At 59.0% G+C, this 20583-nt stretch carries 17 protein-coding genes and 1 riboswitch; of the genes, 4 read left to right on the forward strand and 13 right to left on the reverse strand.

Going from position 1 to position 20583, the window contains the following annotated elements:
- Positions 1 to 99: 99 nt before the first annotated feature.
- Positions 100 to 585 carry a hypothetical protein gene (locus OP500_RS07885; protein ID WP_238744970.1) on the forward strand — a complete coding sequence of 162 codons (486 nt, stop codon included), beginning with the start codon at positions 100 to 102 and terminating at the stop codon, positions 583 to 585.
- An 80-nt stretch (positions 586 to 665) separates the two neighbouring features.
- Positions 666 to 974 carry a hypothetical protein gene (locus OP500_RS07890; RefSeq protein WP_274070636.1) on the forward strand — a complete coding sequence of 103 codons (309 nt, stop codon included), beginning with the start codon at positions 666 to 668 and terminating at the stop codon, positions 972 to 974.
- A gap of 231 nt (positions 975 to 1205) precedes the next feature.
- Here OP500_RS07890 and miaA read toward each other — a convergent pair whose 3' ends face one another.
- Complete coding sequence (gene miaA, locus OP500_RS07895; RefSeq protein ID WP_238744966.1) at positions 1206 to 2162, reverse strand: tRNA (adenosine(37)-N6)-dimethylallyltransferase MiaA; 957 nt, start codon at positions 2160 to 2162, stop codon at positions 1206 to 1208.
- Positions 2163 to 2582: 420 nt separating this feature from the next.
- Positions 2583 to 3911 carry a DEAD/DEAH box helicase gene (locus OP500_RS07900; protein WP_238744964.1) on the reverse strand — a complete coding sequence of 443 codons (1329 nt, stop codon included), beginning with the start codon at positions 3909 to 3911 and terminating at the stop codon, positions 2583 to 2585.
- 512 nt (positions 3912 to 4423) lie between these two features.
- Between OP500_RS07900 and OP500_RS07905 the strand changes: the two genes are divergently transcribed.
- Positions 4424 to 5170, forward strand: coding sequence for a pseudouridine synthase (locus tag OP500_RS07905; protein ID WP_238744960.1), 747 nt, complete (start codon positions 4424 to 4426; stop codon positions 5168 to 5170).
- A gap of 286 nt (positions 5171 to 5456) precedes the next feature.
- Here OP500_RS07905 and OP500_RS07910 read toward each other — a convergent pair whose 3' ends face one another.
- The 4 genes from OP500_RS07910 to OP500_RS07925 form a co-directional block, all read right to left on the reverse strand.
- On the reverse strand, positions 5457 to 6944 hold the full coding sequence (locus tag OP500_RS07910; RefSeq protein ID WP_274070637.1) for a porin family protein: 1488 nt from the start codon (positions 6942 to 6944) through the stop codon (positions 5457 to 5459).
- A 132-nt stretch (positions 6945 to 7076) separates the two neighbouring features.
- Positions 7077 to 8036: a Slam-dependent surface lipoprotein gene (locus OP500_RS07915; protein WP_274070638.1), complete on the reverse strand. Its 960-nt coding sequence runs from the start codon at positions 8034 to 8036 to the stop codon at positions 7077 to 7079.
- Positions 8037 to 8377: 341 nt separating this feature from the next.
- Positions 8378 to 11797 carry a TonB-dependent receptor domain-containing protein gene (locus tag OP500_RS07920; RefSeq protein ID WP_274070639.1) on the reverse strand — a complete coding sequence of 1140 codons (3420 nt, stop codon included), beginning with the start codon at positions 11795 to 11797 and terminating at the stop codon, positions 8378 to 8380.
- A 64-nt stretch (positions 11798 to 11861) separates the two neighbouring features.
- Positions 11862 to 12053: a hypothetical protein gene (locus tag OP500_RS07925; protein WP_274070640.1), complete on the reverse strand. Its 192-nt coding sequence runs from the start codon at positions 12051 to 12053 to the stop codon at positions 11862 to 11864.
- A 93-nt stretch (positions 12054 to 12146) separates the two neighbouring features.
- Here OP500_RS07925 and OP500_RS07930 point away from each other — a divergent pair, with 93 nt between their 5' ends.
- Positions 12147 to 14027 (forward strand): lytic transglycosylase domain-containing protein, encoded by a 1881-nt coding sequence (locus OP500_RS07930; protein ID WP_274070641.1) that lies wholly within the window; start codon positions 12147 to 12149, stop codon positions 14025 to 14027.
- Positions 14028 to 14092: 65 nt separating this feature from the next.
- Here the strand turns inward: OP500_RS07930 and thiE are convergent, their stop codons facing one another.
- The 7 genes from thiE to OP500_RS07965 all read right to left on the reverse strand — a co-directional run bounded on the left by thiE (position 14093) and on the right by OP500_RS07965 (position 20582).
- Positions 14093 to 14770 (reverse strand): thiamine phosphate synthase, encoded by a 678-nt coding sequence (gene thiE / locus OP500_RS07935; RefSeq protein ID WP_238744948.1) that lies wholly within the window; start codon positions 14768 to 14770, stop codon positions 14093 to 14095.
- On the reverse strand, positions 14763 to 15578 hold the full coding sequence (thiD, locus tag OP500_RS07940; protein WP_238744994.1) for a bifunctional hydroxymethylpyrimidine kinase/phosphomethylpyrimidine kinase: 816 nt from the start codon (positions 15576 to 15578) through the stop codon (positions 14763 to 14765). Before thiD ends, thiE begins: the two co-directional genes overlap by 8 nt.
- Entirely contained in the window at positions 15575 to 16378 is an 804-nt protein-coding gene (gene thiM, locus OP500_RS07945; protein WP_238744945.1) for a hydroxyethylthiazole kinase, read from the reverse strand. The genes thiD and thiM overlap by 4 nt, the downstream gene beginning before the upstream one ends.
- Positions 16379 to 16463: 85 nt before the next feature.
- Positions 16464 to 16557: riboswitch (TPP riboswitch) on the reverse strand.
- Positions 16558 to 16754: 197 nt separating this feature from the next.
- Positions 16755 to 17819: a dTDP-glucose 4,6-dehydratase gene (gene rfbB, locus OP500_RS07950; RefSeq protein WP_238744943.1), complete on the reverse strand. Its 1065-nt coding sequence runs from the start codon at positions 17817 to 17819 to the stop codon at positions 16755 to 16757.
- Positions 17820 to 17861: 42 nt separating this feature from the next.
- Positions 17862 to 18944, reverse strand: a complete 1083-nt coding sequence (locus OP500_RS07955; RefSeq protein ID WP_238744941.1) for a glycosyltransferase family 2 protein — start codon at positions 18942 to 18944, stop codon at positions 17862 to 17864.
- Positions 18931 to 20031, reverse strand: a complete 1101-nt coding sequence (locus OP500_RS07960; RefSeq protein WP_238744939.1) for a DegT/DnrJ/EryC1/StrS family aminotransferase — start codon at positions 20029 to 20031, stop codon at positions 18931 to 18933. The genes OP500_RS07955 and OP500_RS07960 overlap by 14 nt, the downstream gene beginning before the upstream one ends.
- On the reverse strand, positions 20028 to 20582 hold the full coding sequence (locus OP500_RS07965; protein WP_238744936.1) for a GNAT family N-acetyltransferase: 555 nt from the start codon (positions 20580 to 20582) through the stop codon (positions 20028 to 20030). Before OP500_RS07965 ends, OP500_RS07960 begins: the two co-directional genes overlap by 4 nt.
- Position 20583: the final 1 nt, after the last annotated feature.

Here is a 20583-nt window from a genome sequence, read left to right on the forward strand (position 1 = left end):
GCCTGAAAACACCGATTCGGTTTTCAGGCTGCCTTGCCGCTCCAGCAAACGGGTTGTGCACCTTTATTCAGAGATGCTTATCCAAAGGGAAAGATAGTTATGGGTTACCATATCAGGATCATCAACACCGGCAAAGAAATGCCGGAAGAAAACAAAATCATCAGAAACAAAGAGAAACTGTCCAAGCATCTAAAAACGAAATTTAATTTTCACGAAGATCGGGATGAAGCGGGCGAAGTATATTTTTATGACACGAGCAATGAAGAGAACGTGCTTTTTTACGACGGGGAAGAGCTGCTGGCAATTACCACAAGCGACCATCTCTTATCCGTGATGATTAAAATCGCAGAATCGTTTGGCGACGGCTCCAGAGTGGTCGGCGACGAGAATGAAACCTACAAGGATATCAACACAGTATATTTACATGAAGATGATTTGGATGAAGATGGCTGCCGTCAGGCTCAGAAGAAAAATAAGGTTTCTTATATTATTGAAAAGATAAAAGATATTATTCTGCCCGTCATCTTTCCCATCATACTGGGAATAACTGTGTTGATATTAAAGTACTTTAATATCCTAAAGTAAAACCGATGCAGCCTGAAAGCGCCAAACGGACTTTCAGGCTGCCTTGCCAAGTAACAAGTAAACAGATGCGTGAGTGAGACATGAAACGCCAATACCGCCTTTATTCAAACGTCGCCATACTGTGCGCCGCTGCAGCGGCAAGTTTTTGGCTGCTGCTGCCCGATGCCGCAGCCCGCTGCGCAAGCGGCGGCGAAAAAGCCGGCGTATCACGCGAAGAATGTCTGAGCGTGCGTCCCGGCGACAAATTGGATAAAGCATGGTTTGTGCTCGGCGAACCGCAACAGTCCGAAGCCGGCTGTTTCCTGTGGCAGAGCAAAGGCAGCGGCGGGGAAACCGCCCGCATCAGCGCCGACGGCGAGCGGGTAGGCAGCATTGTTTGCGCGCCCTGATGCCTGATGGTCGGCAACAGTTGGCGTAGGCTGGGTCTAGGCCCAGCTTTCAGGCAGTCTGAAAATCTCGGTCAGCAGTAGGTCGGGCATTTATGCCCGAATTTTGCGAATGGGATTCGTCGGGCATAAATGCCCGACCTACAAACTGATGGTCGGCAACAGATCCAAAGGCAGCCTGAAAGCGGGAAAACCGGTTTCAGGCTGCCTTTGCTTTGGGCGTATGGTTAATGGTCAGCAGTCAAAAAAGCGCTGCAGCGCGTCGGCTGCGGCTGCGGTGGGCGGGGCGGCATAGGGGTCGAGCGCGGTGTCAGCACTCAGGCTGCGCAGCCAGGTGAGCTGGCGTTTGGCGAGCTGGCGGGTGGCGGCGGCGCCTTTTTCCGGCAGCTCTGCCCACGGCGCACCGTGAAATAGGCAGTCCCAAGTCTGGCGGTAGCCGACGCAGCGCATCGCCGGATAAGTGCCGTCCAGTTCGGGATAGCGCTGCGCCAGTGCGCGCACTTCGTCGGCGAGACCTTGTTCGAGCATGGCGGCGAAGCGGCGGCCGATAACACGGTGCAGGCGGCTGCGCTCGGCGGGGATAAGTGCCAGGGCGTGCAGCGTGAGCGCGCTTTTATTGCCGGCAGCCTGAAAATGCTCGCTCAACGGTCGGCCGGTAAGCGCGAGCACTTCCAGCGCCCGTTCGATGCGCTGGCTGTCGTTGGCGTTCAGGCGAGCGGCGGTGGCGGGGTCGAGCGTTTGCAGGCGCTGGTAGAGATGGGCGAGACCGTGGCGGTTTTTTTCGTCCTGCAACTGTGCGCGCACGGCGGCATCGGCGGCGGGCAGCTCGTTCAGGCCGCTGCTGAGGGCGCGGTAGTACATCATGGTGCCGCCGACAATCAGCGGCAGGCGGCCGCGGGCGTGGATTTCGCCGGCCAGCCGCGTGCAGTCGGCGACAAAATCGGCGGCGCTGTAGCTTGCCGGCGGGTCGATGATGTCGATCAGGTGGTGCGGCGCGGCGGCCAGCTCAGCGGTGCTGGGTTTGGCGGTGCCGATGTCCATGCCGCGATACACCAGCGCGCTGTCGAGACTGATGATCTCGCAGGGAAAACGGGCGGCCAATTCCAGCGCCAGCGCGGTTTTGCCGCTGGCGGTGGGGCCGAGTAGGGCGAAGGCTTTGGGGGCGTTGTTCACGGCGGGGCTTTCACTCACGGGTAGCAGGCAGCCTGAAAAACGGGGCGGTTTGGGTTTCAGGCTGCTTTGGGGTGAAGTTTGATTGGGGTGGACGAGGTATTGGCGAAGGCTGCTGTTTCACTATGGCTGTGGGCGGCGCCAACTAGTTGCCGCTCGATTCCCTCTCCCGCAAGCAGGGGAGGGGGCTGTCGGGGCGAAAGTTACTGCAAGGGCATTGGCCGCTGTTTCTGAGTACGCGGTGCGCCCTGCGGATGGCTTTCAGGCTGTCTTTGCGCTGCGGGCGGCAACAGTTTCAGGCTGTAACGGCGGATATGTTTTCAGGCTGCTTGGCAAACGCAGGCAGCCTGAAAGGGCAGTAAAGCGGTAAAAGGCAGCCTGAAAGCGCCAAACGGGTTTTAGCTTCGCAACTTTGCTACGCTACGCAGGCTGCCTGCGGGTTTAGCCGTGGCTGCGGCGCTCGGGTTTGCCCTCGCGCGTTTTGCGGCTGCCGTCGCGGGCGCCGTAGGCGGGTTTGCCGCTGCGGGGTTTGCCGTCGCGGCCGTAGCCTTTGTTGTCGCGGGCATAACCGCCTTTGCCCCAGCCGCCTTTGCCTTTGGGCTTGCTCGGGGCGGCTTTGCTGCGTTTGCGAGTGGGTTCCATGCCGGGGATGGCAGTTTCGGGCAGTTTGCGGCCGAGATAGCGCTCGATTTTGTGCACCAGCATGTATTCGCGGGCGTCGGCAAAGCTGATGGCGATGCCGGTGCGGCCGGCGCGGCCGGTGCGGCCGATGCGGTGGACGTAGTCTTCGGCCTGTTTGGGCAGGTCGTAGTTGATGACGTGGGTGATGGTGGGCACGTCGATGCCGCGGGCGGCAACGTCGGTGGCGACGAGGATTTTGGTGCGGCCGCGGCGCAGGTCGTTGAGGGTGCGGTTGCGCCAGCCCTGCGGCATGTCGCCGTGCAGGCAGTTGGCGGCGAAGCCTTTTTCGTAGAGCTCGTCGGCCAGCTGCTCGCTCATGGCTTTGGTGGCGGTGAAGATGACGCACTGGTCGATGTTGGCGTCGCGCAGGATGTGGTCGAGCAGGCGGTTTTTGTGGTTTTTGTCGTCGCAGTACAGCAGTTGCTCTTCGATTTTGCCCTGTTCGTCCACGCGCTCGATTTCGATGACTTCGGGGTTTTTGGTGAGATTGCGGGCGAGTTTGCCGACTTCGCCGTCCCAAGTGGCGGAAAACAGCAGGGTTTGGCGGCTGTCGGGGGTGGCGGCGACGATGGTTTTGATGTCGTCGATAAAGCCCATGTCGAGCATGCGGTCGGCTTCATCGAGCACCAGCATTTCGAGGCGGTCGAAGTCGATGCGGCCGGCGCGCATGTGGTCCATCAGGCGGCCGGGGGTGGCGACGATCAAATCAATCGGGCGGGAGAGCGCTTTGATTTGGAAGCCGAAGCCGGCGCCGCCCACCAAAGTGGCGCTGCGCAGCCATTTCATGTTTTGCGCGTAAAGCTGGGCGTTTTTTTCCACCTGCATCGCCAGCTCGCGGGTGGGGGTGAGCACCAGCACGCGCGGGCCTTTGCCGGGTTTGTCGCTGCGGCGGATCATTTTTTGCAGCGCAGGCAGCAAAAAGGCGGCGGTTTTGCCGGAGCCGGTTTGCGCCGAGGCCATCAGGTCGCGGCCGGCCAGCGCGGCGGGCACGGCCTGCGCCTGCACCGGCGTGGGGCTGTCGTAACCGGCAGACTGCAGGGCGCGCAAAATGGCGGGATCGAGTTGGAGGGCGTCGAATTTCAAAGACATGGTTTTCCTAAAACGGCACAACAACATTCCGCCCGCAAACGCGGCTGGGCGTTTTCAGGCAGCCTTAGAAGCATGGGAACACATAGAAGACGCGCGGTTTGACGCAGCCTGAAAGCTGCAAAACGGCGGATTACGGCAAGGTTGTCGCCGGCACTTTGGGCCGGGGGTTTCATCGCGACAACCTGCAAGATTCGTTTGAATGCGGTTTGGAAAACGGCTCAAACAGAGAAAACAAACCCCGGCAGCGGCCGAGGCATCAGATGGTTGAAGACGATGGCTTCATAAAAGAGCGGCGGATTATAGCGGCAGGAGGGCGGCGGCGCAAGGCAAACCGTACGGCGGGGCGGTTGGATATTGGGAGCAATCGGGCAGCCAGACGAATGACGAGGCAGCCTGAAAGCCGGCAAAGGCAGCCTGAAAAGGCCGAAACGTTTTTCAGGCTGCCTTTGCAGCGGCGGCCGATGCTGCTATATTGCCCGCCGTTTTTATCCGCCGCCATACCGTCTGCCGCCATGAATCCTGCCGCATCTTCCGACCCCGTCCGCCTTTCCAAACGCATGGCCGAACTCGGGCTGTGCTCGCGCCGCGAAGCCGATGCCTATATCGAAAAAGGCTGGGTGAAAGTCAACGGCCGCACCGCCGTGCTCGGCGAAAAAGTTACTGCTGCCGACCGCATCGAACTGCAACGGCAGGCGCACGAGCAGCAGGCGGCGCGGGTAACGGTGCTGCTGAACAAGCCCGTCGGTTTCGTCAGCGCGCAGCCGGAAAAAGGCTACCGCGCCGCCGTCGAACTGATCCGCGAAGAAAACCGCTGGGAGGGCGACGACAGCGGCATCGCCTTTCAGGCTGCCCACTGCCGCTCCCTGGCGCCGGCGGGCCGGCTCGACATTGACTCGGTCGGCCTGCTGGTGCTCACGCAGGACGGCCGCATCGCCAAGCAGCTGATCGGCGAAAACAGCGACAGCGAAAAAGAATATCTGGTGCGCGTATCCGGCCGGCTCGACGAACGCGGCCTGGCGCTGCTCAACCACGGCTTAAGTCTCGACGGCAAAAAACTGCGGCCGGCCAAAGTGTCGTGGCAAAACCAAGACCAGCTGCGCTTTATTCTGCGCGAAGGCAAAAAACGCCAAATCCGCCGCATGTGCGAGCTGGTCGGCCTGCGCGTAACCGGCTTAAAACGCATCCGCATCGGCCGCGTCAAACTCGGCGCGCTGCCGCCGGGCAAATGGCGTTACCTGCGGCCGGACGAGCGCTTCTGAGCCCGTACAATATTTTTCAGGCTGCCTGAGATTTTCAGGCAGCCTGAAAGCGTTTTGGGGAGTGTGGTTTGTATTGGGGCGGTGAAAATGTAGTTGGAACCGTTTTTCAGGTTGGAATCTTCACAAAACGCCCAATCCGCCCGCCAAGGTTATCAGTTTATGCAAGTCTGCTCCGCTAACTGCGCAGAAACAGCGGCGCGGAAACCGCCCCTTTCTTCATGCAAAGTCTGCCGAATGCCCGCTGCACGGAAGAAAAGCAGCCTGAAAAATAAAAACCGCTGCGGCCTTAGAACTGATAGCGCAGGCTGAGCAACACTTCGTTTTGCCGGTAGCGGTAGTACACCGAGTTGCTGCGGGCAACGGTACGGCGGAAGCGCAGCTCGGGTGTGATGCCCTTGGGGCGGCGCCAGCCGGCGGCGGCGATGGCAACGGCTTGTTTATCCTGCCGCCGTTCGCCGTCGCTGAGAAAGCCTGCGGCGTCGTACAGGCTGCGGCGGTGCAGCAGCAGGCCGTTGAGATAGATGCCGTTGCCGAATAATTTGTAGGCGCCCAGTCGGGCGGCGTATTCGTAGCTGCTGCTCACGTCGGAGGGGTATTTGCGGCGGGTGGCGTCCAGGTTGGCAAACAGCCCGGCAGAAGGGGTGAGGGAAAACTCGGCGCCGGCGCCCAGCTCGTATTGGCTGTAGTCGGCATAGTAGGTTTTGCTGCCGCCGCTGTAATGGTAGCGCTTGGCACCGGCGCGGGCGTTGATGCGCCAGCGCGGCGTGATGGTGCGCGACCAGTCGGCATCGGCGCCCCAGGCACGGTATTGGGTGTGGCCGTTGCGGAAGTCGTATTCGAAATAGGGCAGCAGCGAGAAATGGTTGCGGGCGTCGGCGTAGTCGTAGCCTGCCGAGAGGGTGCCGTTGTAGTAGCTGTAGTCCCGCTGGATACTGCTTTGCGGGTCTTTGTGCCGGTAGTGGGTGCCGTAGGCAAGGCCGCGCAGGTGCAGGCCGTGGTGGCCGGATAAGGGGAGGGTTTTGGCGGCGGAGGCGCTGAAATTGGCCAGCGGTGAGGAAACGGCTTTGGGCAGCTGCCGCTCCATCATGCACATGCCGCCTATCTGCCACACGCATTCGGTGCTGCCGTTGGCTTGGTTGATGTTGCTGTTGTAGCCGTAACCGAGGCTGATTTGGCCGTGCCAGCGGCTGCGTTTGCCGACTTCTTCCAAGTAGCGGGCAACCACGGCTTTGGTTTCTTCGGGAATGCCGCTGCCGAACACGCGGGAGAATTGGGCGGCGGCTTCGCGGTTTTGGTTGTCTTCGGCGTAGGCGCGGCCAAGCTCAAGCGCGATGCGGGTGTTGGCGGGGTCTTCATCTGCGGCAGTTTGCAGCGAGCGCACGGCTTGGGCAAGATTGCCCTGTTCACGGGCCTGCAGGCCTTCGGCCAGATGCAGCAGCGCGGGTTTGTGGCCGGGCAGGGCGGCATAGCGGGCGGCAAACTGCTTGACTTTGTGCCACTGGCGCAGATTGAGCGCGTAATAAAGGGCGGTTTCCAGCTCCTGCACGCTGCCGCCCACCTGGTATATCTGCCCGTTGACACTGATATAGCCGTCGTTTTCCTGCACTTGCTGATCAGTGGGTGCGGTATCGTCCAGCCAGCTGCTGTCGCGGTATTGGCGCATTTGACGGCTGCCCTCTTCAAGCAGACGGCGGCGGCTGTCGTCATCGTCGTCGGCACAGCATACTGCGGGCAGGAGCAGCAGCGGCAGCAGGGCAAGGCGAAGTTTGTCCATCGGGGTCTTTCTGTTCGGGTTTGGTTTTTCAGGCAGCTTTTAAGTTGGAGAGACTGCCTGAAAATACAAAGCCGCAGCCATAAAGCTGCGGCCGTGCGGGAAAATCAGGCAGAGGCTGCCTGAAAAGCGGGATTACTGTTTGCGGCCGCCGAAGGCAACGCCGTTACCTTTTTCAGATGTGCCGTAACCTGCCAACGCTTCTGCGCCCGGGCCGTAGAATTGGCCGCTCACATTGCCTGCCCCTCCGGAGAAAGTGCCTTTGTCGTTGCGAATCTGCGCACCGTCAAAGTTCAGGCGGTCTGCGGTAATTCTCACGCCGTTAAACGTCTGTTCGCGGCGATTGATGCTGCCGTCCAAACGACCTGTTTCTTTTGTGCCGAAGGTAGCTTTAACCGAGCCGGTATAGAAATCGTTCAGCCCGGGCGTATGGCCGCTGACGCCGACTAGGTTATAGGTGGCATCGGCCAGGCCTGTAGTGTTTTTGGTCGGGTTTTCGCCCACATACCAAGTGGTGCGGTTTTTCGCGTTACGCAGGAAGTCGTCGGAATTGGCGCCCGGAGCGTGTTCGCGCGGCGCCCATTCGCCGAAGTAAACCGAAGTGCCTGCGGGCAGGTTCGGCACTTTGGCAATCACCAGTCCGCCGAATTTAGGCGCCAGCGGGAGCTTGGGCTCGGTAATCTGGCGTACGCTGAATACTTCGGTTCCGTGAGCACGCTTCTCAAGCCATACCTGACCGAGCTTCGGGTTGTAGAACCAGCCGAGTACGGGTGCGACGTCTTTAATGGTGAGATAGTGCGGATTGCTGGTGCCGATTACGTTTAGGTCGGGATTATTGCCGTTGATCGGCCTGTTGCCGTATTTGTTGCGGATGCGGGTAACTGGGCCGTTTTCCAAGTTGATGGAATTGGAATAGGATTTGCCACCGTCAGTTGAAAAGCGCAAACCCGGGGCGTCTGCACCAAACGGTAAGGCATCGGATTTCCGAGGATAAACTTGATTTTTATCGGAAGAGTCGCCTTTTATCTCTCCGGCAGAAGCCACACCGAAGCCGCCTGCCAACAGAACGGCCAACAACAATTTAGAGGTTTTCATAATTTCGTCTCCTTATAAACGGATTGATAAACAGTTGCCTGTTTACTGCTACATGCCCTGCTTTTGCCAAAGCTGCCGGAAAAACAGGAAAAGCCTTGGGCAGTATGGTTGGTGTTCTTTGGGGTTTGTTATTGTGGAGTGGATAATACCGAATAAGCAAACAAGAATCAATAATATTTAAATATAGTTTTATTTATACCATTGCGTTATGCGCAAGGATATCCGGCCGCCTGCCCTTATGCAGTCGGATATTGAAGCCGTTGCACACTGTCCTTCCCTGCAGATGTTCCCGCAAAGGCAGCCTGAAAAACCGAAGCGGCTCGGGTTTGGATGCCGACGCCCTAAAACCTGCCCTGCAGGCCGAAGGTAACGGTGCGGCCAGGAGCAGGGGTGGGCACGTTGGACATCGGGTCGAGGTAGTAGCGGTCGGTAAGGTTGGTGATGCCGAGATTGATGCTTATCTGTTTGCTTAACTGATAGCGGCCGTAAAGATCCCAAGTGAGCGAAGAGCGCCAGTGGTAAGGTTTGCCTGTAGCAATGAAGATGTAGCTCAATCCTTTTTGAACCAGTTCGTCGTATTGGGCAGTTTTTGGCGTGCTGTGGTAGATGCCGCGTACGCCCAGTTCCAGCTTTTCGCCCAGCAGGCGGGTACCGAGATCGAGATTTACCGAATAGTGCGGCTGCAAGGCCTGATAGCCTCGGGTGGTACCGTAGCCGCCTTCGATGCAGTCGGGCAGGCCTTTGTTGCGATAGGGATCGTACATCAGAGTCATGTCGCGGTCGCACATTTCCTGTTTCAGGCGGTAGGTGCCGCCGAGTGTGGCGAAAAATACGCCCGTATCGGCGCGCGCCTGCAGCTCTACCCCGGTGGTGGTTTTGCGGTCGAACTGGCTGAGACGGAAATGATCGGCGGTTTCGAGTACGTTTTTAATATTGTTGCGGTAGTAGGTAAGGCGCAGATCACCCGAACGAAGCTTGTGCCAATAAGGGGAAAAATCGAAATTCCAGCCGATTTCCCAGCTGCGGCTGCGCTCGGGCTTAAGGCTGAAATTAGGTGCAGTAGGCATATCGTTATAAGCCATCTCGTTATACAGGCCGCCCATTTCGTAGATGCTGGGGAAGCGGGTCATCTGAGCATAGCGGGCAAACAGACGGTGCTTATCAGTCAGGTCGTAGCTGATTGCGATAGTAGGCGCCCAAGCATGGCTGTGCAGCTCTTTGGGCTGTGCCCAGCGCTCTGCTTCAGTATACTTTCTTATAATCGGTCCTCGACTGTCACCATTGATATCGCCATCATAAAGTGTATCCAGGTATAGCAATTTGCCGGGTACATCGGCACAGCCCGCGTTTTTGCACGGCCCCCTTGATTCGTCTAACACCATTCGCGCCAAATATCGGTTATAGCTGCCGGTCAATCCCTGCGGGTTTTGCACTTTGGCATGAAAATCTACATTGCGGTATGCGGCATCAAACACGCTGCTGTCTAACTTGCCGTTACGGAAAGGTATAAATACCGGACGTACACGGTAAAGTGCATCATCTGGATTAGGATTAATTGTGCCGGAAGCCCTGTTTGTAGAGCCGTTGCTGCCGTCGGCAGAAGCAAAGGCATATTGGCGAAGCCGATACTTGTTAAACCCTGTCTGATCCTCAGGCAGCCCGTATTTGGCACCAAACTCATTCAAAATACGCCGGTACTCTTGATTATTGCCCGCATTGCTGGCCGCTTCGGCAGCTGCCCGGGCGGCAATGTAATCCTTTCTTTCCTGATCGCCCACCAGCTCCCAATACGGCAGATACACCCCGGCATAATAGTCATTGCTTACTCCTCCCGCCTGATAGCGCGGATCGCGGCGGGCGCGGCCTTCGGCCAGCCCGGTGTCTTTGGCGCGGAAGCCGTGATAACGCACGCCGGCGGAGATTTTCAGTCGGTCGGTAGGCTGCCAGTCGAATACGGCATTGCTGCCCCATTCGGTGCGCCAACCGCTGCGCGGGCCGGCCAGCTTGGTCATGCTGCTTACCATGCCGGTGATGTCGAACAGGCTGTCGGAATGGGCGATTTCGCTGGTTTCGCCGAGTTTTTCGTGCTGGTAGTCGGCGCTGAGGGTGAGGCTGAGGCGGTCGTTGAAGCGGAAGCGGTTACTGATGTCGAAGCCGGTGCGGGTTACGCGGGTTTTCTGCAGGGCGCCGGGGATAACGGTGTATTTGCCGTCGTTGTCGCCGAAGCTCTGGCGGCTCAGCTCGATGATTTCGTCGCGGGTGGTGTTGCGGTCGAAGCCGTACATGTCGTACACGTCTTGGCAGCTTGCCGCCCATTGCTCGTCGCTGGGCGAGAGCATGCCGCGGCGGTTGCACCAGTGCCATGAGTTGTAAATAGGGTCTTCTTTGCTTACGGCGAGACTGGGGCCGCCTGCCTGATGGCGGGTGCTGGAGGTGCGGATGCGCCAGAGATTGGCGGCAAGGTCTATCCAGCGGCTGCCTTCGGGCTTCCAGCCGTAGCTGATTTTGTAGGTGTCGGTGCGGATTTTGGAATCGACGTTTTGAATCTGCTGGGGCTTGGGCTTGCCTTTCAGATAGGGGTTGCCTTCGTCGAAATCGAGCTCCCAGGTCATTTGAAAGGGGTTGATTTCGCCAAACTCGATATCGCTGCGCATGTATTGCAGGCCGATTTTCTGGTTGGCGGGCAGGTGCCAGTTGTTTTTCAGCAGCAGGGTTTTGGTTTCGGTGCGGCTGTTGAATACTTCGTCGCCCGGGGAATAGATTTTGGCCATATTGGGAATGAAGGTGGCGGAACCTGTGCAGTCGCGGCTGTTGGTGCAGTTGTTGTCCCATTGGATGGGGTTTTTCAGATAGCCTTGCGCGCCGCGTTTGCCGGCAAAGTAGTTGCCTTTGCGGCGGTAGCTGTAGGCGGCTAGGGCATCCACCATACTGTTTTTGAAGGCGAAGGCGGCCATGCCGGAATAGTCGCCGGAAAAACGGGCGCCGCGCCCGCTTTTGTTGCGCGGTGGGATGTAGTCGTCGAACACGAGGCCGGTGGGGGTTTGCTGGCCGGTGGAGGGATCAACGCCGCCGCCTGCGCCGTCGGCGGTGGCGCCGCCGCCGGGCAGCAGGCGGTAGTCGTGGAAGCCGAGCCAGCGGTTGAGATCGTTGGCGGGTGCGGCGGCGTTATTGGCGGTTTCGGCTTTAAGCTGCACGCCCCAGCTCTTTCCTTCGGGAATAATGTCGGCCGCTTCGATGGTGCGGATGGCCACGGCACCGCCCACACCGGATTTCACGCCTCGGGTGAGCGCGGGGCTTTTTTCCACCATGATGCTGCGGAAAATGGCGGGGTCGAGATAGTTGCGCTCGCCCACGCCGTAGTTGTTCATCCAGACATCCACGGTCTGCTCGGTGCCGTCGAGCGTAACGGGGATGCGGCCTTTGCCGGAAATGCCGCGGATATTGGGCGCGATGGCGCCGCCTGCGGTTCGGGTGTTCATGTTGTATACGCCGTTGAGGCCTTTGAGCACGTCGCCTGCGGCGTTTACGCGGTAGCGCTCCAGATATTCTTTGCCGACATACGCGTTGGAGACGTTTTTGTGGTGCATGGCGTCGCTGCCGCTTTTATCGGCATTGCCGCGCACGATAACTTTCTGCAGCTCGGTGCCCTCGCCGGGTTCGGATGCGGCTTTCGATTCGGTTTCCGCAGCAGCGCAGCAGCTAATGCCGGCCACCAGTACGGCCAGAAGTTTGGGATGGAAGGCTTGTTTTTTGGGACTCATCTGCGTCTCTCTTTATAAAAACAAAATTCGTTATCGCTTGTGATTATAGTATTGTTAATAATCCTTAACAATATTTTTTAAATCCATTCAGAATATAAGGATATTGATGCGGCGTTTTTTCTGCTGAAACATACAAAACTTTAAACTTTGCGGCGGGCGAATTTAAAGACGCGGTTTGGCCGGTGGCAAAGCATTGCTCCGCTTTTCGGCCGTCTGTTTTTTCAGGCTGCCTGAATGCGCTGTTTTGGCGGCTCAAAAGCAGCCTGAAAAGCATGGCAACGGGCGGGTTCGGGCGGCGGTGGGCAAAAAATGCTATGATGCGTCCTTTTCAACGCCACCGGAAAACCGTATGAAAACCGCCCGTTTCGCCGCCTGCGGCCTGCTGGTCGCCCTTGCCGCCCTGAGCGCCTGCTCGTCCGACAAACACGACGACGAGGGCGGCCAGCCGATTGCCGCCGTCCCCGGCACCGAGAGCGCGGATACCGCGTTTGCTCTGCCGCCGGCGCGCGCGCTGGAAAATCCGAGCCAGACGCTCAACGATTTTGCCCGGCTGGAGAGCGTGCTGGCGGCGGTTAAAAACGGCGACGATATGGCGGCGCAGCAGTTTCTGGCGCAGCAGAACCAAAGCGCGATGGGTGAGAGCGTGCGCAACGAATGGCTGAAAAGTCTCGGCCGCCGCGGCATGGTGCAGGAATTTCAAACGCAGCTGAAGCTACTGCCGGCCGACGGCCGCAGTCAGGAAGTGCAATGCTACGCCAAGCTGACTTCCGGCCAGTTGGGCGATGATACCGCCGTCCGCGACTGGCAGCAGGATACCGGCAAGCTGCCGGCCGGCTGTAATGCGCTGCTGGAAACGCAGGCTGCCCGCGGCGCCTATCCGGCTGCGGCTGCATGGCGGCGGGTACGCGGTCTGCTGGCGGCGGGGCAGACTGCCAATGCCGGCAAGCTGGCGGCCGCGCTCGGCAGTCCGCTTGATGGCGGCAGCGGGCAGGGTGCGCAGGAAAACCTGCTGCGCGATGTGATTAGTCCCAACGCCCAGAAAAATCCGACCGCCGCCGCCGCCCGTTTGGAAGCCCTGGCAGGCAGCCTGAATGCCGAGCAGCAGTCGTTTGCTTGGGGCATACTCGGCACCGTGCAGGCGAAAAACCAGAATATGGCGGCGGCGCTGGCCTACTACCAAAAAGCCGCGCAGCCGGCGCAGTTTGGCCAAGAGCAGGCCGAATGGGCGGTGCGCGCCGCGCTGCGCCTGCAGCGTTGGGACGAAGTCGCCCGCTTTATCGGCCATATGCCGCAGAGTCTGCAGAACGATCCGGCGTGGCGCTACTGGCTCGGCCGCAGTCTGGCGGCGCAGGGCAATGCCGCGCAGGCGCAAAACCATTACCGCGCCGCCGCTGCCAGCGGCCGAAATTTCTACGCGCTGCTGGCGGCCGAAGAGCTGGGGCAGCGTGCCGACGCCCGCAACAATGTGGCCGACGCCCAGCCGGCGCAGGTGGCGGCAGTCGGCAAAGACGGCGCCATCCAGCGCGCGCTGACGCTATTTCGCAGCAGCCAGCAGGGCGGCAACTGGAAAATGCGCCGGCAGGCACAAAACGAATGGCGCTACGCCGTGCGCAGTTTCGACGAACCGGCGCAGCTGGCGGCAGCGCAGCTGGCTTTTGACAACCAGTTTTACGAAATGGCGGTGTACAGCGCCGACCGCACCAACCGCCTGCTCAACTACAAGCTGCGCTACATCTCGCCCTTCAGCGATCTGGTGCGGCCGCACGCCGCCGCTGTCGGTCTGGATCCGGCCTGGGTCTATGGCCTGATCCGGCAGGAGAGCCGTTTTGTAATCGGCGCGCAGTCGGGCGTCGGCGCGCAGGGGCTGATGCAGGTGATGCCGGCCACCGCGCAGGTCATCGCCCGCCAAACCAGCATGTCCGACAGCGAGCTGTACACCATGTCCGGCAACATCCGTATGGGCACCTGGTATCTGTCCGACATCCGCGGCAAGCTGCAAAACAGCGACGTGCTCGCCACCGCCGGCTACAACGCCGGCCCCGGCCGCGCCCGCAAATGGCAGGCCGCCGGCAGCTTGGAAGGTGCGGTTTACGCCGAAACCATCCCCTTTAACGAAACCCGCGACTACGTGAAAAAAGTGATGGCCAACGCCGTTTATTACGCCGCGCTCTTTGGCAGCGGCAATACATCGCTCAAACAGCGCATGGGGCGCGTACCCGGCCGCCAATAGCCGCCGCAAAAGCAGCCTGAAAACCATAAAACGGCTTTCAGGCTGCTTTTTTGCGGGTGGTGTTTTCAGGCAGCCTGAAAATCGGCTGCTGCGCGCAAGCGCCGCACAGCGGCGGCGATGTCATCGGCTTGGGTAATGGCGGAAATTACGGCGATGCCGTCGGCGCCGGCGCGGTAAACCTCTGCCGCGTTGGCGGTATCGATGCCGCCGATGGCAACCAGCGGGCGGTCGATGCCGGCGGCACGCGCCGCGCGGATGGCGGAGGTGCCCAGCGGCGCGGCGGCGTCGGCTTTGGAACGGGTGGCGAAAATCGGGCCGAGGGCGAGATAGGCCAGGCCGTCTTCCTGCCGGCTGCGTTCGAGTTCGGCCGGGCTGTGGTGCGAGAGACCGAGATGCAGGCGGCCGCGGCACAGGGTGAGCGCCTGCGCCAGCGGCATATCGCCCTGGCCGATGTGTACGCCGTCCGCGCTGGTTTCGAGGGCAAGCGGCACATCGTCGTTGATAAAAAACGGCACACCGTGGTATCGGCAGAGGTCGCGGCAGCGGACGGCAAGCTGCGTGCGCCGCACCGTATCCTGCAGGGCGCCGGCGCCTTTTTCGCGGAACTGGTAGCAGGTAATGCCCGCCTGCAGCGCGCTTGTCAGCACGGCGAGCAGACGCGCTTCCGGGCTTGTCTGTGGCAGATGCTGGCAATCCTGCGTGCCGGCGACAAGGTAGAGGCGAAGGCTGTGGCGCTCAAACATCATCGCCTCCGCCCGCCCAATGGTTCACCGGGCCGTGGCCATGCCCGATATTAAGCGGGCTGGCGATGGCGGCGCTGATATAGGCCTTGCTGCTGCGGATGGCGTCTGCCATTGCCGCGCCTTTTGCCAGTTCGGCGGTGATGCAGGCAGAGAAGGTGCAGCCGGTGCCGTGCGTGTGCGGCGTCGCGCAGCGCGGGCTGTCGAGGGTAAAGGTCTCGTCTGCGAGGAAAACCCAGTCGCGGCAGATGGCGCTGCCGCTCTCCTGCCAGTGGCCGCCCTTGATGACCACGCCTTTGGCGCCGAGCGCAAGCAGGCTGGCGGCAGCGCGGGCGACGTCCGCCTCGCTGCGGATGGCTTGTCCGCTGAGCAGTTCCGCTTCGGGCAGGTTGGGGGTAACAAGGTCGGCGCGCGGCAACAAATGTGTTTTCAGCGCGGCAATGGCGTCGTTTTGCAAGAGCGGCGCGCCGCCTTTGGCGACCATCACCGGGTCAAGCACCAGCGCGCCGAAGCGGCAGGTGCGCAGGCAGTCGGCGACGCAGGCAATCATTTCCGTCGTGCCGAGCATGCCGATTTTGTGGGCGGCGATGTCAAAGTCTGCGGCAATGGCGGCGAGTTGCGCGCGCACGCTGGCAACACTTGCCATTTCGATATGGGCGACGCCGCGCGTGTTTTGCGCGGTGATGGCGGTTAAGACGCTGGTGGCGAAAACGCCGCGCATTTGCATGGTTTTGATGTCGGCCTGGATGCCGGCGCCACCGCCGCTGTCTGAACCGGCAATGGTTAAGGCTTGCGGGAAAGGCATGGCTATTCTCCCGTTTCGATACGGATGGCGGCGGCGACCTCTGCCGCGCTGATGGCAGCGAGAGCGTCGATGAATCTCGCGGCGAAACTGCCGCTTTGGCTGGGCGCAAGACCGGCGGCGGCTTGCTCACCGGCGATGGCGTAGCTGGCGCAGGCTTCGCAGGCAGCCTGAAAACGTTCATTTGCCGACGTGACGGCGAGGAAGGCGGCGAGTACCGCGCTGAGCAGGCAACCGCTGGCGGTGATGCGCAGCAACAGCGGCGTGCCGTTGGCAAGCACGGCGAGGCGCTTGCCGTCGCTAATGTAATCGCGCGCGCCGCTCAAAACGGCAAGGCAGCGGTAGCGCGTAGCCACTTGCCGCGCGATGGCGGCAAGGTCGCCACTGCCCTCGCCTGCATCGACGCCGCTTGCCTGCCACGGCACATCGGCGAGATACGCCAGCTCTGCAGCGTTGCCACGAATGGCAGCAAATTGCAGACGCGCCAACAGCTTGGCAACAATCTCCCGCCGGTAGGCGCTTGCGCTGACCGCAACCGGGTCCAGCACGACCGGCACAGCGGCGCGGTTCGCCGCCTCGCCGGCAAGCAGCATCGCCTCAACCTGCGCATCGGTCGGCATGCCGATGTTCAGCACCAGCGCCGCGCTGTGAGCGGCAAGCTCTGCCACTTCCGCCGGGCTGTTGGCCATGAGCGGCGAAGCGCCCAGCGCAAGCAGGCCGTTGGCAGAAAAATGGGCGGCTACGGTGCTGGTGATGCTGTGCACCAGCGGGCGTTTTGCGCGGACGGCGTCCAGATAGTGAATGTGCATAAGATTCTCCGTTTGCCGTGAACCGCTGGCGGCAAACGAAAACGCACCACAAGCGCCCGAAGGCGGCTATTGCGGTGCGTGTTTCTGCGTTCGTTCATTAGTTTCCTACGCCAGTGCTAACTGAATCAGGTTCACGGGTATGTTCTCAGCCGCATGATGCGGCACCCCGACTAAAAGTCGCGCGCAGTTTAGCGCAGGGCGCTGCGGCCGGCAAGCCGCAGGAGCGGAAAGATTTTCAGGCTGCCTTTGGGTTTTAGGGCAGCCTGAAAACGAAATAATGCGGTTTGTTTGAAAAAAGGCGGATATCCGCTTTCAGGCAGCCTGAAAGCGGCCTTGGGGACTTTCAGGCTGCTTATGCAAGCAGCCTGAAAGGGGTTTACGCACCTTTGCCCAGCCGTTGCAGGCGGTAGCTGCCGTTGAGGACGTTTTGCCACCAGTCGCGGTTTTCCAGATACCAGGCGACGGTTTTGCGGATGCCGGTGTCGAAGGTTTCCTGCGGCTGCCAGCCGAGTTCGCGGCCGATTTTGGCGGCGTCGATGGCGTAACGGGCGTCGTGGCCGGGGCGGTCTTTGACGAAGGTGATGAGATCTTCGTATTTCGCCACGCCGGCGGGTTTTTCGGGCGCGAGTTCTTCGAGCAGGGCGCAGACGGTGCGTACGACTTCGAGATTGGTTTTTTCGTTGTGACCGCCGATGTTGTAGGTTTCGCCAACTTTTCCTTGGGTAACAACCTGATACAGGGCGCGGGCATGGTCTTCGACATACAGCCAGTCACGGATTTGGCTGCCGTCGCCGTACACGGGCAGGGGTTTGCCGGAGAGGGCGTTGAGGATGATGTGGGGGATGAGTTTTTCGGGGAAGTGGCAGGGGCCGTAGTTGTTGGAGCAGTTGGTGATGAGAGTGGGCAGGCCGTAGGTGCGCTGCCAGGCGCGCACGAGATGGTCGCTGGACGCTTTGCTGGCGGAGTAGGGGCTGGACGGGGCGTAGGGGGTGGTTTCGGTGAAGAGGTCGCTTGTGCCGTGCAGGTCGCCATAGACTTCGTCGGTGGAGATGTGGTGGAAGCGGAAGGCGGCTTTTTGCGCGTCGTTCAGGCTGCCCCAATAGGCGCGGGCGGCTTCGAGCAGGGTGAAGGTGCCGACGATATTGGTGTGGATAAATTCGCCTGCGCTGTCGATGCTGCGGTCAACATGGCTTTCGGCGGCCAGGTGCATCACGGCGCGGGGTTGGTGTTTGGCGAAGATGCGCTCGAGCGCGGCGCGGTCGCAGATATCGGCCTGCTCGAAGGTGTAGCGCGGGTTGCTGACCACGGCGGCAAGCGATTGCAGGTTGCCGGCGTAGGTGAGTTTGTCGAGATTAACGACGCGCTCGTCGGTGTTTTGGATCAGGTGGCGGATAAGGGCGGAGCCGATAAAGCCGGCGCCGCCGGTGATGAGAAGGGTCATGGGGATTTCCTGTGTTTTCGGGTAGATGGGCTTTCAGACGGCCTAGCGGTAGTTTGTGTAGTGGACGGCGTTTTCGCTCGGGCGGGGTTTGGACTTTTTGCGGTAGCTGAATTTCAGGCTGCTAAAGAACACGAGGGTGCGTTTGTCGCCGTCTTTGATGCGTTTGAACAGCAGGTGTTTGCAGCGTTTATACCAAGAGATACGCTTGTTTTTTTCGGTGGCGGCCTGCTTTAAGGCAGTCTGAACTTTTTCGTGCAGCAGTGTGGAGGCGGCAACCGGATTCATCGCCAGTATGTCGATGCTTTTTTCGATGCCGAGCAGGCCGATGGCGTTTACCATCCAGTCGATCAGCATATCGGGCAGGGGGCGTTCGGGCCAGTATTTGCCCAGATATTCGGTAACGATTTTGATTTGTCGGCCGAGATTTTTGTGCACGTTGTTGTCGTGCAGGCGGTAAAAGCAGGCGTTTTCTTTGGTCAGGACGAAATCTTCGCTGCGCTCTGCGAGCATATGGCGGAATATTTTGGTGCGCAGCACAAGGTCGTCGCCGGTTTGGTTTTCGTCAAAACCGCCGACTGCGTCGAGCAGGCTTTTGCGAAAGAGGCAGCCTTGGATGTAGAAACCGCCGAAGTGGCTGTATTCCAAGTCCAGCAGCGCGGCAACGGTGGGGGCTTCCATATCGTGTGCGGGCGGGCTGGTGAAATTGCCGCTGATAAAGCCCTGGTCGTTGATGCTGACCATTTTGGTGGCGGCGTTGAACAGCAGCTTGGGATTATCGGCCATGGACTGTATCTGCTTTAAGACGACGGGCGGATTGAAAACGTCGTCCATGGCGATAAAGGCGATCAGCTCGCCTTGTGCCTGACGCAGGGCGGTATTGAAGTTTTTGCCGACATTGCCGGTATTTTCCTGGCCGATAACGGTCATTTTCAGCGGAATTTCCGCTGCCAGCCGGTTTAATAATTCAACGCTGTTATCTTGCGAGCCGTCGTCCACGGCGATGATTTCGATGTTCGGGTAGTCGATGGCGCAGATGGAGCGGACGTTTTCTTCGAGAAAACGGGCGTGTTTGTAGCCCAGACAGCAGACGGAGAGCAGGGGCAGGGTGGGGTTATTTCCAGTCATTGAGGGCTCGGATAACGGTATCGGTTTCGGCATCGGTCAGTACGGGGCTCATCGGCAGGGACAAGACGCGCTCGTGCAGGGATTCGGTAATCGGCAGGGAAAGATGGTTCAAGTGCCGGTAGGCCTGTTGTTTGTGCGGCGCAATCGGGTAGTGCACCAGGGTTTGGATGCCGTTTTGCTGCAGATATTCCTGCAATGCGGTGCGCCGGTCGCTTTGGATAACAAACAGATGCCAGACGTGCGTTTGGGGTGCGGATACCTGCGGCAGCACGATACGCGGGTTGCGGATTTCGGAAAGATAGCGGGTGGCGATTTGCCGGCGCCGTTCGGTTTCCCGATCGAGATAAGCAAGTTTGACCGACAAGATGGCAGCCTGAATTTCGTCCAAGCGGCTGTTGGTGCCGCTGTAGAGGTTTTCGTATTTGCGGTGCGAGCCGTAATTACGCAGGGCGCGCAGCATTTGTGCCAGTTGGTCGTCGTTGGTGGTGATGGCGCCGCCGTCGCCCAGCGCACCGAGATTTTTGCCGGGATAAAAACTAAAACCCGCCGCATCGCCCCAAGCACCAGCTTTTTTGTCGTTTGACTCCGCGCCGTGTGCTTGGGCGGCGTCTTCCAGCACCAGCAGGCCGTGTTGCTTGGCAAAGGCGCAGATGGCGGGCATATCGGCCAACTGGCCGTAGAGATGAACGGGCAGGACGGCTTTGGTTTTGTCTGTCAGTACAGCCTGCATTTTGGCGGGATCAAGATTGAAGGTTTCGGGATTCGGCTCAACCAGCACCGGCGTTAGCCGGTTGGCGGTAATGGCGAGTATCGAAGCGATATAGGTGTTTGCCGGAACAATGACTTCGTCGCCGTCTTTCAGGCTGCCTGCTTCTTTCCACGCCCGCAAAACCAAAATCAGTGCATCCAGGCCGTTGGCCACGCCGACAGCGTGCTTCACGCCGCAATAGGTGGCGAATTTCCGTTCAAATTCCGCCAATTCGCTGCCGCAGATATACCAGCCGCTGTCAATCACGCGGCTGCAGGCTGCTTTGATCTCATCGGCGTATTGCGCGTTGATTTTCTGCAAATCCAAAAACGGAATCACTTGCTATCTCCTAGTAAAAAATTTCTATACTTTTCTTTGTTTTTTAAGTGAGATTCTTTGCTAAGCTTATAGTATATATTTAGATTATCTTCCCTAGTTTTTACAGCTCCCATTTTTATATGGAAAGAATTAACTTTCACATTGTTTTTTCGTACGTCAAAGTGACTTTGTTCAAAATTTAAGTAATCAAACCCTATATTATATATTAATAATGCGCTTTCTAATGCTGAGCTTGCTGTTTTATTTTCATTCAAAATCCAACTTCCCCAACAGAAAGAAGAAGGTTTTTGAAAATCGTAAATTCTAATTGTACCAATAGGTTGGTTGTTATCTTTTCTACTGATAATAAAATAAAACTCTTGATTTTGTGCTTCTCGATATTTGTATTGCTCTAACCATTCCAGTTGCGATTCTATGCTGTTTTCTGATTTAGATAAAAAGAGATTTAGTTTTTTTTTGTTACGTAATCCACAGATAAACGCCGCATCATTAATTTCGACCAGTCTTAGAAACACTGTACGCGCAGGTAAAATAGTTGGGAAGTTTGTCATA

The organism is Kingella sp. SNUBH-2017, assembly GCF_028680565.1.
Lineage (GTDB): Bacteria > Pseudomonadota > Gammaproteobacteria > Burkholderiales > Neisseriaceae > Kingella_D > Kingella_D pumchi.

Excerpts from the sequence above, each read along its gene's own strand:
- OP500_RS07885 (WP_238744970.1), top strand. The coding sequence starts at position 100 with ATGGGTTACCATATCAGGATCATCAACACCGGCAAAGAAATGCCGGAA.
- OP500_RS07890 (WP_274070636.1), top strand. The coding sequence starts at position 666 with ATGAAACGCCAATACCGCCTTTATTCAAACGTCGCCATACTGTGCGCC.
- OP500_RS07900 (WP_238744964.1), bottom strand. The coding sequence starts at position 3,911 with ATGTCTTTGAAATTCGACGCCCTCCAACTCGATCCCGCCATTTTGCGC.
- OP500_RS07905 (WP_238744960.1), top strand. The coding sequence starts at position 4,424 with ATGAATCCTGCCGCATCTTCCGACCCCGTCCGCCTTTCCAAACGCATG.
- OP500_RS07910 (WP_274070637.1), bottom strand. The coding sequence starts at position 6,944 with ATGGACAAACTTCGCCTTGCCCTGCTGCCGCTGCTGCTCCTGCCCGCA.
- OP500_RS07915 (WP_274070638.1), bottom strand. The coding sequence starts at position 8,036 with ATGAAAACCTCTAAATTGTTGTTGGCCGTTCTGTTGGCAGGCGGCTTC.
- OP500_RS07920 (WP_274070639.1), bottom strand. The coding sequence starts at position 11,797 with ATGAGTCCCAAAAAACAAGCCTTCCATCCCAAACTTCTGGCCGTACTG.
- OP500_RS07930 (WP_274070641.1), top strand. The coding sequence starts at position 12,147 with ATGAAAACCGCCCGTTTCGCCGCCTGCGGCCTGCTGGTCGCCCTTGCC.
- thiE (WP_238744948.1), bottom strand. The coding sequence starts at position 14,770 with ATGTTTGAGCGCCACAGCCTTCGCCTCTACCTTGTCGCCGGCACGCAG.
- thiM (WP_238744945.1), bottom strand. The coding sequence starts at position 16,378 with ATGCACATTCACTATCTGGACGCCGTCCGCGCAAAACGCCCGCTGGTG.
- rfbB (WP_238744943.1), bottom strand. The coding sequence starts at position 17,819 with ATGACCCTTCTCATCACCGGCGGCGCCGGCTTTATCGGCTCCGCCCTT.
- OP500_RS07955 (WP_238744941.1), bottom strand. The coding sequence starts at position 18,944 with ATGACTGGAAATAACCCCACCCTGCCCCTGCTCTCCGTCTGCTGTCTG.
- OP500_RS07965 (WP_238744936.1), bottom strand. The coding sequence starts at position 20,582 with ATGACAAACTTCCCAACTATTTTACCTGCGCGTACAGTGTTTCTAAGA.